This is a genomic window from Phytopseudomonas daroniae, assembly GCF_004327285.1.
Taxonomy (GTDB): Bacteria; Pseudomonadota; Gammaproteobacteria; order Pseudomonadales; family Pseudomonadaceae; genus Aquipseudomonas; species Aquipseudomonas daroniae.
The window spans coordinates 123,224-134,806 of record NZ_QJUI01000008.1; the positions used below are offsets into that span (position 1 = coordinate 123,224).

The following is an 11,583-nucleotide window of genomic DNA, read 5'->3' on the forward strand; positions in this document are numbered from 1 at the left end:
CCGTCGATCGCCCGTGCTCCTGGTCACCGGCGAAACACTCGCCTGGTAGCTGAACGTCGCTCCAGCGCATGTAGGTAGGCACCCATGGAATTTGAAAAACTGTTGCGCCTGATGGTCGAAAAAGGCGGCTCCGATCTGTTCATCACCGCTGGTGTGCCGCCGTCGATGAAGGTCAATGGCAAGATCATGCCGGTGACCAAGACGCCGCTATCGCCGGAGATGACCCGCGAAACCGTGCACGCGGTGATGACCGAGCAGCAACGCCGGGATTTCGCCGAGAACCACGAGTGCAACTTCGCCATCAGTGCCCGGGGTATCGGTCGCTTCCGCGTCAGCGCCTTCTACCAGCGCAACCTGGCTGGCATGGTGCTGCGCCGTATCGAGACCAACATCCCGACGCTGGATGACCTCAAGCTGCCGGAGATCCTCAAGAAGCTGGCGTTGACCAAGCGCGGCCTGGTGTTGTTCGTGGGCGCTACGGGTACCGGTAAATCCACCTCGCTGGCGGCGATGATCGGCTACCGCAACAAGAACAGCAGTGGTCATATCATCTCCATCGAAGACCCGATCGAGTACATCCACCAGCACCAGAGCTGCATCGTTACCCAGCGTGAAGTGGGCATCGACACCGACTCCTTCGAGGTGGCGCTGAAGAACACCCTGCGCCAGGCGCCGGACGTGATTCTGATCGGTGAGGTGCGAACCCGCGAAACCATGGATCACGCCGTGGCCTTCGCGGAAACCGGTCACCTGTGCCTGGCCACCCTGCACGCCAACAACGCCAACCAGGCGCTGGATCGGATCATCAACTTCTTCCCGGCGGATCGGCAGAATCAGGTGTGGATGGATCTGTCGCTGAACCTCAAGGCCATCGTCGCCCAGCAACTGATCCCCACGCCGGACGGCAAGGGTCGCCGCGCGGTAATCGAGGTACTGATCAATACCCCGCTGGCTGCCGACCTGATTCGCAAGGGCGAGGTGCACGAGCTCAAGAGCCTGATGAAACGCTCCACCGAGCATGGCATGCAGACCTTCGACCAGGCGCTGTACAACCTCTACAGTCAGGGCGAGATCACCTACGAAGACGCCTTGCTGTACGCCGACTCGGCGAACGACCTGCGCCTGATGATCAAGCTTGGCTCGGAAACCGATGGCGAGCATCTGACCAGCATGTCCCAGGGCCTGGCTCTGGAAATCACCGACGAGGATCCGGGCCGGCGCTTACTCTGACCTCATCCTGGCGAAGCGGTGGGCGCTGAATGCGCTTGCCGCTTTTCGCCGCCACCGCCTGGGCCTGCCCATCGGCCTGGGCACCTGCCCTGGCCTGGCTCATCAGCCTTGGAATCAACGGGCCTTCCGGCAGGTTGCGCCAGAAGCGTACCGGCATATTGGTTTCCAGCACGCTGCGATTGAGCCGCGCCGGGTTGAAGGTGCTGCCGTAATACGCCAGCCACATCGCTTCGTTGCGATCATCGGTGTCCTGCGCCAGTTGCTGCCATTCAGGCGGGCAGGGGTTGGCGTAATGCAGCTTGTCGCCATCCCAATATACGCCATCGTCGGGGGTCGCGATCATCCAGGTCTGCCGGCCCAGGCGCTCGGCGAAGTGCATGCTGGCACTGGCCAGGATGTCGTGCGCCGGCTCGTGCCAGGCTACCAGCTGCGGGCCTCCGGCAGCCGCATCCCGAGGTTTGAAGCGCAGGAACGCATGCAGGTGATGGGCTTCCCGGCGTACCGCCTTGAGGCGCATATGCAGCTCGCTGCCATCGATATCACCCGCCAGCATGGCGGCCTGATCGCCCTGGGCGACGCGCCAGAGAATACGGTACAGCAGCGCCCAGCGCTGAGCGCAGCGAAAGCGCGCGGCGCTTTCCAGCTGATCGAGCAGGACACGGGGCACGCGTACCGGGCGATCGGCGGTCGCGGCCGGTTGAGGCGCATCCAGTTGAGCGAACAGATCCTGATTTTCCTGGCTGTCCTGCACCCAGCTCAGTTGGTGCGGTGCCAGGCCGCGCTGCAGTTGCGCACGGGCGGCGTCGCGCCAGCCAGCGAAGCTGCCATCGAAGCGAACCTGGTGCATCACCACAGCCCCATCTGCCGGGGCGCATCGCTCAGTTGCTGGCGCAGCAGCAAGGATTCGCGAGTGGCCTGAAGTGGGCGGTAATCCTGGGTGACGATAAAAGGCTTGGCTTTCTCCAGGGCACAACGCAGGCGGCCGACATCCTCGAAACGGATGCGTTTCTGCCGACGCAAGGCGACCAGGCGCTGGGCGCTGAGCACGCCGATGCCGGGGATGCGGGCGATCAGGGTCACGTCGGCGCGATTCAGGTCGACGGGAAAGTGCTGGCGGTTGTTCAGGGCCCAGGCCAGCTTGGGGTCGATATCCAGGGCCAGGTTGCCGGGGCCATCGAGCAGTTCGGCGGCTTTGAAACCGTAACCGCGCATCAGGAAGTCCGCCTGGTACAAGCGGTGCTCGCGCAGCAGTGGCGGCGCCTCGAAGGGCACGCTCTTGGGGCTCTGTGGAATCGGACTGAACGCCGAGTAGTAGACGCGCTTGAGGCGGAAATCGCCATACAGCGACTGGGCGGTGTGCAGGATGGTGCTGTCGTCGGTGGCGTCGGCGCCGACGATCATCTGCGTGCTTTGTCCGGCCGGGGCAAAGGCTGGCGCACGTTTTTCGCTGTCCGCCTCCTCGACGCCGTCACGAATGGTGCCCATGGCCTGTTTGATCGGCGCCACGCTTTTCTCCGGCGCGAGGCGGATCAGGCTGCTTTCGGTGGGCAGCTCGATATTGACGCTGAGACGGTCGGCGTAGCGGCCTGCCTCGGCGATCAGTTCCGGCGACGCATCAGGAATGGTCTTGAGGTGGATGTAGCCGCGAAACTCGTGTTCTTCGCGCAGCAGCTTGGCCACCCGTACCAGTTGCTCCATGGTGTAGTCGGCCGAGCGGATGATGCCGGAACTGAGAAACAGCCCGCTGATGCAGTTGCGCCGGTAGAAATCCAGGGTCAGCGTGACCACTTCCTCGGGTGTGAAGCGCGCGCGGGGTACGTCGCTGGAGCGGCGATTGACGCAGTACTGGCAGTCGTACAGACAGAAGTTGGTCAGCAGCACCTTCAGCAGGGCGACACAGCGCCCGTCCGGCGTGAAGCTGTGACAGATGCCCATGCCGTCCGTGGCGCCCATGCCGCTCTGGCCTTTGGAGCTGCGCTTGGGCGCGCCGCTACTGGCGCAGGAAACATCATATTTGGCGGCGTCGGCGAGTACCGTAAGCTTGTCGATCAGTTCCATGGGCAGGATTCGATAACTGTATTTATGTACAGTATTCGACATGCTTGATTTGCATGCAAGATCGTCTCGTCGCTGTTTTGGGAAACCTGTGGCGTCGTTATTGATCCAAGCACTTGGAGCATTTCTCTGGAGGCCTCGATGCAGCGCCCTGACACTCACAGCAAGATCATCGGCTACCTGTTATGGATTTTCGGTTTTCTCGGCGCTCACCGTTTCTATTACGGTAAGCCGGTAACCGGCACCATCTGGTTTTTTACCCTGGGTCTGCTGTTCATTGGCTGGATCATCGACCTGTTCCTGATCCCGGCCATGGATCGTGAAGCGGATCTGCGTTTCACCGCGGGCAAGACCGATTTCAATATCGCCTGGATCCTGCTGACCTTCCTCGGCATCTTCGGTGTGCACCGCATGTACCAGGGCAAGTGGATCACCGGCATCCTGTATCTGTTTACCGGCGGGCTGTTTCTGGTCGGCGTGCTTTACGATTTCTGGACGCTGAATAACCAGGTATCGATCAAGAATGCGCGGGAGGGCTAGATCAGGGGGCGCTACAAGGCAGTAGCGGACGGTCGTAGGATGGGTGAAACCCATCGGAAATTGATGGGTTTCACCCATCCTACGGGCTGGTGGATGAAAAGAGCGTCAGCTACGCGCCCCGATCCACCCTATGTCCGCTAACGCCTTGCAGCCGTCGCTCGCGATCGCGACTCGGTAGGCTCAGGCGTCAGGCGTGGGGGCTCAGCCCTCGTAACTGATATGCCCATCGACCAGTGTGTAGCGCACCTGGCCTGGCAGGCAGTGACCGAGGAAGGGGCTGTTGCGGCCCTTGGAGTGCCAGGTTTCGCCGGCCATGGTGGAGGCCTGGGGATCGAAGAGCAGGATATCCGCAGCGCCGCCGACCTGCAGTTGGCCAACTGGCAGGCGCAGGGCCTGGGCCGGGCCGCTGCTGAGGCGAGCGAGCAGGGTGGGCAGGTCGAGCAGGCCGTCCTGCACCAGGGTCATGGCCAGCGGCAGTAGCAATTGCACGCCACTCATGCCGGGCTCGGTCTCGCCGAAAGGCGCCAGCTTGGCGTCGCGCTCGTGGGGCTGGTGATGGCTGGAGATGGCGCTGATCACCCCGCTCTTCACCGCTTCGCGCAGGCCGTCGCGATCAAAGCGGGTACGCAGCGGTGGTTGCACGTGGTAGAGGCTGGAGAAGTCGATCAGGGCTTCATCGGTGAGAATCAACTGATACAGCGCCACATCGGCAGTGACCGGCAAGCCACGCGCCTGCGCGTCGGCGATCAGTTGTGCGCCACGCGCGCTGGTGAGCTGGCTGAAGTGGGCGCGGACGCCGCTCTGCTCGACCAGCAGCAGATCACGGGCCAGGGCCACCGTCTCGGCGGTTTCCGGAATGCCCGACAGGCCAAGGAAGCTGGCCGTGGCGCCTTCGTGGGCCAGGCCGCCTTCGGCGAGGTCATGATCCTGGGAGTGAATGATTACCGTGAGGTCGAAGGTCGCCGCGTATTCAAGCGCGCGGCGCAGGGTGCGTGCGTTGCGGAAGTTGTTCAGGCCGTTGCCGAACGCCACGCAGCCGGCATCGCGCAGCGCGACCAGCTCTGCAAGCTGTTCGCCATCGAGCCCCTTGCTCAGAGCACCGATGGGAAACACCTTGGTATGGCCTGCCTCGCGGGCGCGGTCGAGGATCAACTCGGCAACCGCCGAAGTATCCAGCACCGGTTTGGTGATCGGTGGGCAGCACAGGCTGGTGACACCGCCGGCAGCGGCCGCCAGGGTTTCACTGGCGATGCTGCCTTTGCGGCTGTAGCCGGGCTCGCGCAGGGCGACGGACAGGTCGACCAGGCCGGGCGCGGCGATCAGGCCCTGGGCATCCAGCGTCTGGTCGGCCTCGAAGCCCGCAGGCGCTTGGCCGATGGCGCTCAGCTTGCCGCCTTGCACATAGAGATCCGCGACCTGATCGAAACCGCTGTTCGGGTCGATGACGCGGGCGCCGAGGATACGGGTACGCATCAGTTCTGCTCCTCGGAGTTGAGTTGTCGTTGCGCGTTCTGGCCGCTCATGGCCATGGACAGCACGGCCATGCGGATGGCGATGCCGTAGGTGACCTGATTGAGGATCACCGATTGCGGCCCGTCAGCGACGGCCGACTCGATCTCGACCCCGCGGTTGATCGGCCCCGGATGCATGACCAGGGCATCCGGCTTGGCCAGCTTGAGGCGTTGCTCGGTCAGGCCGAACAGGCGATAGAACTCACCTTCGCTGGGCAGCAGGCCGCCCGTCATGCGTTCGCGCTGCAGACGCAGCATGATCACCACATCGACATCCTTGAGGCCTTCGCTCATGTCGCTGTAGACCTTCACGCCGTATTGCTCGATCCCCACGGGCAGCAGGGTTTTCGGTGCGATCACGCGGATGTCCGGGCAGCCGAGGGTCTTCAGCGCGAGCATGTTCGAGCGCGCCACTCGCGAATGCAGGATGTCGCCGACGATGGCCACCGAGAGGTTCTCGAAGCCGCCCTTGTGGCGGCGGATGGTGAGCATGTCGAGCATGCCCTGGGTCGGATGTGCATGGCGGCCGTCGCCACCGTTGATGATCGCCAGGTTGGGGCACACGTGCTCGGCGATGAAATGCGCGGCGCCGGAATCGGCGTGGCGCACCACGAAGATGTCGGCGGCCATGGCTTCCAGGTTGCGCAGGGTGTCGAACAGCGTCTCGCCCTTGCTGGTCGAGCTGGTCGACACGTTCAGGCTGATCACGTCGGCCGACAGGCGCTGGGCGGCCAGTTCGAAGGTGGTGCGGGTGCGCGTGGAGTTCTCGAAGAACACGTTGCACACCGTCTTGCCGCGCAGCAGCGGGACTTTCTTCACCGCCCGGGCGCCGACTTCGAGAAAGGAATCGGCGGTATCGAGGATTTCCGTCAGCAGCTCGCGGGGCAGGCCGTCGAGGGACAGGAAGTGGCGCAATTGGCCTTGGTCGTTCAGTTGCAGCGGGCGCTTGGCATCGATTGGGGTCATTGCGGACGGCCTTGGTCGGAAAGCGTCTGAAGTTCGAGGGTGAAGGGGGCGGGGCCGGACAATTTTACCCGCTGATCGGCCGCCAGCGACAGGGTCGCGCCGACTACATCCGGGCGGATCGGCAGTTCGCGGGCATCCAGATCGAGCAGGCTGACCAGGGTCACGCTGGCCGGACGGCCGTAGTCGAACAATTCGTTGAGGGCGGCGCGGATGGTGCGCCCGCTCATCAGCACGTCGTCGATCAGCACCAGGTGCTGGCCTTCGATCTCGAACGGCAGCTCGGAGGGCTGTACCTGCGGGTGCAGACCGTTCTGGGTGAAGTCGTCGCGATAGAAGGAAACGTCGAGGATGCCCAGTGGCTCGTCGCGGCCCAGTTGTTCCAGCAGTGCCTGGGCGACCCATACGCCGCCGGTGCGGATGCCGATGAAGCGCGGCGTGAGGATCTGCCGCCGGTTCAGGTGGCTGATCAGCGAGGACGCCATCTGCGGCAGCAGCTCGGCGGGGTTGGGTAGGCTCATCGAAAGCTCCTTGTGGCCGTGGCTGGGTCAGCCCGGGCTGTTTTCTTCCAGCCAGCCCTGCAACAGCAAGGCGGCGGCCAGGGCGTCTACCGGGCGCTGGCGATAACCGCCGGTCTGGCCCTGTTGCAGGCGTTCGCCCTTGGCGGCGTAGGTGGTCAGGCGTTCGTCGTGGGTGAAAACCGGCAGGTTGAAGCGGCCGTTCAGGCGGCGGGCGAACTTCTCCGCGCGCTCGCTCATGTCGCTGGGCGTACCGTCCATGTTCAGCGGCAGGCCGACGACCAGGGCGTCAGGCTGCCACTCGCGGATCAGCGCTTCGACCTTCTGCCAGTCCGGCACGCCGTTCTGTGCCTTGAGGATGCACAGCTCGCGGGCCGAACCGATGATGGGCTGGCCCACGGCGACGCCGATCTGTTTGGTGCCGTAATCGAAACCGAGCAGCAGGCGCAGCGGTTTGCTGCTCGCCTCGGCCATCAGGCGTGCCCCGCCTGGGCGGTGAGCAGGTTGAGGTTGACCCCGAGCAGCGCGGCGGCGGCGCCAAGGCGCTGGTCGTACGGCGTTTCGAAGAGGATCGCCTGATCCGCCGGGCAGGTCAGCCAGACGTTGTCGGCCAGTTCTTCTTCCAGTTGGCCGGCACCCCAGCCGGCATAACCGAGGGCGATCAGGTGTCGGGCCGGGCCTTCGCCTTGCGAGATGGCGAACAGCACATCCTGAGAGGTTGACAGACCCAGGTCGCCCAGGTCGAGGGTCGCCTGGAACTGCGGGCCACTGGGGTGCAGCACGAAGCCGCGATCCGTCTGCACCGGGCCACCGCTGAAGATCGGCAGGCTCTGGCAGAGCACGGAAGGCTCGCTGTCGGGACGCAACTGTTCGAGCACATCGGCCAGGTTCAAGCCGTTGGGACGGTTGATAACCAACCCCATGGCGCCCTGATCGTTATGCTCGATCAGATAGATTACGGTGTGCGCGAAGTTCGGATCGGCCATATGCGGCATGGCGATCAAAAAGTGATGCTTGAGGATGCTCGGGGTAGCGTCTTTCATGGACGCTAGTTTGAAGCTGCAAGGCTCAAGCTACAAGCTGCAAGTGAGAGCGAAACGCGATTGATCGTCCGCTCGCCTCACCGGCCGAATTCTTGAGGCTTGAGGCTTGAGGCTTGAGGCTTGAGGCACTTCAGTTGCTCGACAGGCGGTCGCCGCGCTCGAAGCGCCAGGTACGGATGATTTCCAGGCGGTCGATGTCCGCCAGGTCGCCGGCGAATGGCGCGTAGGGCGCGGCCAGGCGGACGATGCGCATGGCGGCCTGGTCGAGCACCTGCTCGCCAGACGATTCCAGCACCAGTACTTCGTACAGGCTGCCGTCACGGTTGATCGATACCAGCAGCCTCAGGCTGCCGTAGATCTGTCGGCGTCGCGCATCGTCCGGGTAGTTGAGGTTGCCGATGCGTTCGACCTTCTTGCGCCACTCGTCCTTGTACCAGGCACCCTTGTCGCGCATGGTCGAGGCGGCGTTGAGGCGATGGATCTTCGGCCTTTTGGCGTACTGCTGCACCTCATTGGCCAGCTCCGCTTCCAGGCTGGCGATCTCGGCGGACAGCTGAGCGCTGTCGAAGGTGGGTGCTGCGGGGGCCGGTGGCGTGGGTTTGGTTTCCTCGGGCTTGGCCGGCGCCTTCTGGGCCTGGGGCGCTTTGCTGGTGACGACCGCCTTGGGCGCTTCCGGCTTGACCGCGGGCGGTGGCGGAGCGGCCGCTGGCGTCACCTTGCGCACTTCGGTGTCCTGGAACGGCGCCTGTTCGGTGGTGGTCGGCGCTGCCTTCTTTTCCAGGGTGCCGCTGCCCTGCTGGTTGTCCTGGGCAAGGAAGTCCGCCTCCTTGGGCTTTTCATCGCTCTTGAAGGTGGACAGGGTGATTTCCAGGGTTTTGCTGATCTGCCCGGGCTCGACGAACGTGAAGCCCAGGCCGAGGATCAGCGCGGCATGCAGCGCCGCCGCGAGGAACAGGGTAAACCCCAGGCGATCCGCCGGACGAACGCCGGAGGATGTGATATCGGGTGGGGTGGTTGCTGCGTTCATCGCGATTCTGTCGGTTCAGGATTGCCGCGCAGTCTGCCGAGGCGTCCGCGAAAAGTCTATGAAGCACTCCGCGCATTGAGCTTTTCGGCAATCTTGTCCATCAACTGTTCGCCGATGCGCGTATCGAAGGCCGCATCGATCTCGCGGATGCAGGTAGGGCTGGTGACGTTGATCTCGGTGAGGTGGTCGCCGATCACGTCGAGGCCGACGAACAGCAGGCCGCGTTCGCGCAGGCTGGGGCCGACCGCTGCGGCGATCTCGCGATCCCGATCGGTGAGTGGACGGGCTTCGCCGCGGCCACCGGCGGCCAGGTTGCCACGGGTTTCGCCGATGGCGGGAATGCGCGCCAGGCAATACGGTACCGGCTCGCCGTCGATCATCAGGATGCGCTTGTCACCATCGAGGATGGCCGGCAGGTAGCGTTGCGCCATGATCTGTCGGCTGCCATGAATGGTCAGGGCTTCGAGAATCACCGAGAGATTCGGGTCGCCTTCACGGTGACGAAAGATCATCGAGCCGCCCATGCCATCGAGGGGTTTGAGAATGATGTCACGGTGCTGTCGCGCAAAATCACGCAGAATGTCAGGTCTTCGGCTGACAATCGTCTCCGGCGTAAGCGTCGGGAAGCGGGTGGCGAAGAGTTTCTCGTTGCAGTCGCGCAGGCTTTGCGGTCGGTTGACCACCAGTGTGCCGGCTTCTTCGGCCTGCTCGAGCAGGTAAGTTGAGTAGACGAATTCGTTATCGAAGGGCGGATCCTTGCGCATCAGGATCACATCCAGTTCGGCCAGTGGCAGATCCTGCTCCTCGCCGAGCTCGAACCAGCGCTGCGGATCGGCAAATACCTGAAGGGCGCGCGTGCGGCCCCGGGCAACACCAGCGGCTTGGTAGAGATCCTTCTGTTCCATATAGAAGAGGCTCCAGCCGCGAGCCTGGGCAGCCAGCAGCATGGCCAGCGAGCTGTCCTTCTTGTAGGCGATCTGCGCGATGGGATCCATGACGATGCCGAGCCGAACGCTCATTGAGGTATCTCCGTGAAGGGCGGTAGAAAAAACCGCCGCAAAGGTAGCGGGGGTGGGCGCCAAGGTTGGCGCTGACAGGGCCGGTGGTCAAGGGGAACCGGGCCGATGGCTTGCATGAGGAGAGTGTGCTAAAAAGGCCCAGCGATGGGCCGGGCCCATTGATCTTAGGGCTTCCGGCACACTGGAAATGGCGTAACACAACGACTCACCGAAGTGGTGGCAGGGCAGACATGGAACAACATTCCGAAGGTTTGAGGGTGATGGTGATCGACGATTCGAAAACGATTCGTCGTACAGCGGAAACCTTGCTGAAAAAGGTGGGTTGCGAGGTGATCACTGCGGTGGACGGCTTCGATGCCCTGGCGAAGATCGCCGACACCCATCCGAACATCATTTTCGTCGACATCATGATGCCGCGTCTCGATGGCTATCAGACCTGCGCCCTGATCAAGAACAACAGTGCCTTCAAGTCCACGCCAGTTATCATGCTGTCGTCCAAGGATGGCCTGTTCGACAAGGCCAAGGGGCGCATCGTTGGTTCTGATCAATACCTGACCAAACCCTTCAGCAAGGAAGAGCTGCTCGGCGCGATCAAGGCCCACGTACCGGATTTCTCTCCGGTCGAGCAAGCATCCTGACGTCCGGCTGACGCCACTAACGCCTCTTCTTTATGTATTGGGAAACATCATGGCTCGAATTCTGATTGTTGATGACTCGCCGACCGAAATGTACAAACTGACCGCAATGCTGGAAAAGCACGGGCATCAGGTACTCAAGGCCGAAAACGGTGCTGATGGTGTTGCCCTGGCGCGCCAGGAAAAGCCCGATGCGGTATTGATGGACATCGTCATGCCTGGCCTCAACGGCTTCCAGGCAACCCGGCAACTGACCAAGGATGCCGAGACCAACCACATTCCGGTGATCATCGTCACCACCAAGGATCAGGAAACCGACAAGGTCTGGGGCAAACGCCAGGGCGCGAAGGATTACCTGACCAAACCGGTGGACGAAGCCACTCTGCTGAAAACCCTGAACGCGGTGCTGGCCGGCTGAACCCGGACAGCGCGCGACATACAGAAGAAGGTCACGGCAGGCATGTCTGAGACACGCACTCCTTTTCAGATTCTTCTCGGCATCGAGCAACGTTGTCGTGCGGTGGCGGCTGGCCTGCCATCGCAGCAGGTGGCGGTGCAGACCTGGAGCGGTATTGGTTTTCGCATGGGCGAACGGCTGTTCGTCGCACCGATGGGAGAGGTCGGTGAAGTACTGCACGAACCACGGCACACCTTGCTGCCCGGCGTGAAGAGCTGGGTAAAGGGCGTGGCCAACGTGCGCGGGCGATTGCTGCCGGTGATGGATCTGTGCGGCTTCTTCGGTAGCGAGCTGTCGCCGCTGCGCAAGCAACGGCGCGTGCTGGTAGTCGACCATCAGGATGTCTTCGCCGGCCTCACGGTCGACGAGGTGTTCGGTATGCAGCACTTCGCGGTGGATACCTTCTCCGAGCAGTTGCCACCGCTCGAAGCGTCCATCCAGCCGTTCATTCATGGTGTGTTCCAGCGCGAGCAGCCCTGGTTGGTGTTCAGCCCACACGCGCTGGCACAGGCTCCTGGGTTTATCGACGTTGCGTATTGAGAGCTTTTCGGTGGAGGCGGCGTAGCCAGCCTTCTGACGTTATAT

General features: G+C 63.0%; 14 protein-coding genes. 5 read left to right on the plus strand and 9 right to left on the minus strand.

From position 1 onward, the window contains the following. The first annotated feature begins 84 nt into the window (after positions 1-84). On the plus strand, positions 85-1,230 hold the full coding sequence (locus tag DNK06_RS10680) for a PilT/PilU family type 4a pilus ATPase (RefSeq protein WP_131180014.1): 1,146 nt from the start codon (positions 85-87) through the stop codon (positions 1,228-1,230). Here DNK06_RS10680 and DNK06_RS10685 read toward each other — a convergent pair. Next, positions 1,196-2,077: a TIGR03915 family putative DNA repair protein gene (locus DNK06_RS10685; RefSeq protein ID WP_131180015.1), complete on the minus strand. Its 882-nt coding sequence runs from the start codon at positions 2,075-2,077 to the stop codon at positions 1,196-1,198. The two genes, DNK06_RS10680 and DNK06_RS10685, sit on opposite strands and share 35 nt — an antisense overlap. Then, the gene (locus tag DNK06_RS10690; RefSeq protein ID WP_131180016.1) at positions 2,077-3,288 is read right to left on the minus strand and encodes a putative DNA modification/repair radical SAM protein; all 1,212 of its coding nucleotides are present in this window, start codon (positions 3,286-3,288) and stop codon (positions 2,077-2,079) included. The genes DNK06_RS10685 and DNK06_RS10690 overlap by 1 nt, the downstream gene beginning before the upstream one ends. A 138-nt stretch (positions 3,289-3,426) precedes the next feature. Between DNK06_RS10690 and DNK06_RS10695 the strand changes: the two genes are divergently transcribed. Continuing rightward, a complete protein-coding gene (locus DNK06_RS10695; protein ID WP_131180017.1) occupies positions 3,427-3,825 on the plus strand; it encodes an NINE protein in 399 nt (132 codons plus the stop codon). Positions 3,826-4,026: 201 nt separating this feature from the next. Here DNK06_RS10695 and DNK06_RS10700 read toward each other — a convergent pair whose 3' ends face one another. From DNK06_RS10700 to gshB, 7 genes are all read right to left on the minus strand, one after another. After that, positions 4,027-5,298 carry a dihydroorotase gene (locus tag DNK06_RS10700; protein ID WP_131180018.1) on the minus strand — a complete coding sequence of 424 codons (1,272 nt, stop codon included), beginning with the start codon at positions 5,296-5,298 and terminating at the stop codon, positions 4,027-4,029. Beyond that, the gene (locus DNK06_RS10705; protein ID WP_131180019.1) at positions 5,298-6,302 is read right to left on the minus strand and encodes an aspartate carbamoyltransferase catalytic subunit; all 1,005 of its coding nucleotides are present in this window, start codon (positions 6,300-6,302) and stop codon (positions 5,298-5,300) included. The genes DNK06_RS10700 and DNK06_RS10705 overlap by 1 nt, the downstream gene beginning before the upstream one ends. Further along, complete coding sequence (gene pyrR, locus DNK06_RS10710; RefSeq protein WP_131180020.1) at positions 6,299-6,820, minus strand: bifunctional pyr operon transcriptional regulator/uracil phosphoribosyltransferase PyrR; 522 nt, start codon at positions 6,818-6,820, stop codon at positions 6,299-6,301. The genes DNK06_RS10705 and pyrR overlap by 4 nt, the downstream gene beginning before the upstream one ends. Before the next feature lie 27 nt (positions 6,821-6,847). Then, a complete protein-coding gene (gene ruvX, locus DNK06_RS10715; protein WP_131180021.1) occupies positions 6,848-7,291 on the minus strand; it encodes a Holliday junction resolvase RuvX in 444 nt (147 codons plus the stop codon). Continuing rightward, the gene (locus DNK06_RS10720; RefSeq protein ID WP_131180022.1) at positions 7,291-7,860 is read right to left on the minus strand and encodes a YqgE/AlgH family protein; all 570 of its coding nucleotides are present in this window, start codon (positions 7,858-7,860) and stop codon (positions 7,291-7,293) included. The genes ruvX and DNK06_RS10720 overlap by 1 nt, the downstream gene beginning before the upstream one ends. A 130-nt stretch (positions 7,861-7,990) precedes the next feature. Further along, positions 7,991-8,887 (minus strand): energy transducer TonB, encoded by an 897-nt coding sequence (locus DNK06_RS10725; RefSeq protein WP_131180023.1) that lies wholly within the window; start codon positions 8,885-8,887, stop codon positions 7,991-7,993. A 56-nt stretch (positions 8,888-8,943) separates the two neighbouring features. After that, a complete protein-coding gene (gshB, locus tag DNK06_RS10730; RefSeq protein WP_131180024.1) occupies positions 8,944-9,906 on the minus strand; it encodes a glutathione synthase in 963 nt (320 codons plus the stop codon). A gap of 230 nt (positions 9,907-10,136) precedes the next feature. Here gshB and pilG point away from each other — a divergent pair, with 230 nt between their 5' ends. From pilG to DNK06_RS10745, 3 genes are read left to right on the plus strand one after another with little or no spacing between them, the layout of a single operon-like run. Further along, a complete protein-coding gene (pilG, locus tag DNK06_RS10735; RefSeq protein WP_131180025.1) occupies positions 10,137-10,544 on the plus strand; it encodes a twitching motility response regulator PilG in 408 nt (135 codons plus the stop codon). A 49-nt stretch (positions 10,545-10,593) separates the two neighbouring features. Further along, complete coding sequence (gene pilH, locus DNK06_RS10740; RefSeq protein ID WP_042552451.1) at positions 10,594-10,959, plus strand: twitching motility response regulator PilH; 366 nt, start codon at positions 10,594-10,596, stop codon at positions 10,957-10,959. A gap of 42 nt (positions 10,960-11,001) precedes the next feature. Continuing rightward, positions 11,002-11,538 (plus strand): chemotaxis protein CheW, encoded by a 537-nt coding sequence (locus tag DNK06_RS10745; RefSeq protein WP_131180026.1) that lies wholly within the window; start codon positions 11,002-11,004, stop codon positions 11,536-11,538. Positions 11,539-11,583: the final 45 nt, after the last annotated feature.

Excerpts from the sequence above, each read along its gene's own strand:
- pilG (WP_131180025.1), top strand. The coding sequence starts at position 10,137 with ATGGAACAACATTCCGAAGGTTTGAGGGTGATGGTGATCGACGATTCG.
- DNK06_RS10700 (WP_131180018.1), bottom strand. The coding sequence starts at position 5,298 with ATGCGTACCCGTATCCTCGGCGCCCGCGTCATCGACCCGAACAGCGGT.
- DNK06_RS10705 (WP_131180019.1), bottom strand. The coding sequence starts at position 6,302 with ATGACCCCAATCGATGCCAAGCGCCCGCTGCAACTGAACGACCAAGGC.
- pyrR (WP_131180020.1), bottom strand. The coding sequence starts at position 6,820 with ATGAGCCTACCCAACCCCGCCGAGCTGCTGCCGCAGATGGCGTCCTCG.
- DNK06_RS10725 (WP_131180023.1), bottom strand. The coding sequence starts at position 8,887 with ATGAACGCAGCAACCACCCCACCCGATATCACATCCTCCGGCGTTCGT.
- DNK06_RS10690 (WP_131180016.1), bottom strand. The coding sequence starts at position 3,288 with ATGGAACTGATCGACAAGCTTACGGTACTCGCCGACGCCGCCAAATAT.
- pilH (WP_042552451.1), top strand. The coding sequence starts at position 10,594 with ATGGCTCGAATTCTGATTGTTGATGACTCGCCGACCGAAATGTACAAA.
- DNK06_RS10680 (WP_131180014.1), top strand. The coding sequence starts at position 85 with ATGGAATTTGAAAAACTGTTGCGCCTGATGGTCGAAAAAGGCGGCTCC.
- DNK06_RS10745 (WP_131180026.1), top strand. The coding sequence starts at position 11,002 with ATGTCTGAGACACGCACTCCTTTTCAGATTCTTCTCGGCATCGAGCAA.
- ruvX (WP_131180021.1), bottom strand. The coding sequence starts at position 7,291 with ATGGCCGAGGCGAGCAGCAAACCGCTGCGCCTGCTGCTCGGTTTCGAT.
- DNK06_RS10685 (WP_131180015.1), bottom strand. The coding sequence starts at position 2,077 with ATGCACCAGGTTCGCTTCGATGGCAGCTTCGCTGGCTGGCGCGACGCC.
- DNK06_RS10695 (WP_131180017.1), top strand. The coding sequence starts at position 3,427 with ATGCAGCGCCCTGACACTCACAGCAAGATCATCGGCTACCTGTTATGG.
- DNK06_RS10720 (WP_131180022.1), bottom strand. The coding sequence starts at position 7,860 with ATGAAAGACGCTACCCCGAGCATCCTCAAGCATCACTTTTTGATCGCC.
- gshB (WP_131180024.1), bottom strand. The coding sequence starts at position 9,906 with ATGAGCGTTCGGCTCGGCATCGTCATGGATCCCATCGCGCAGATCGCC.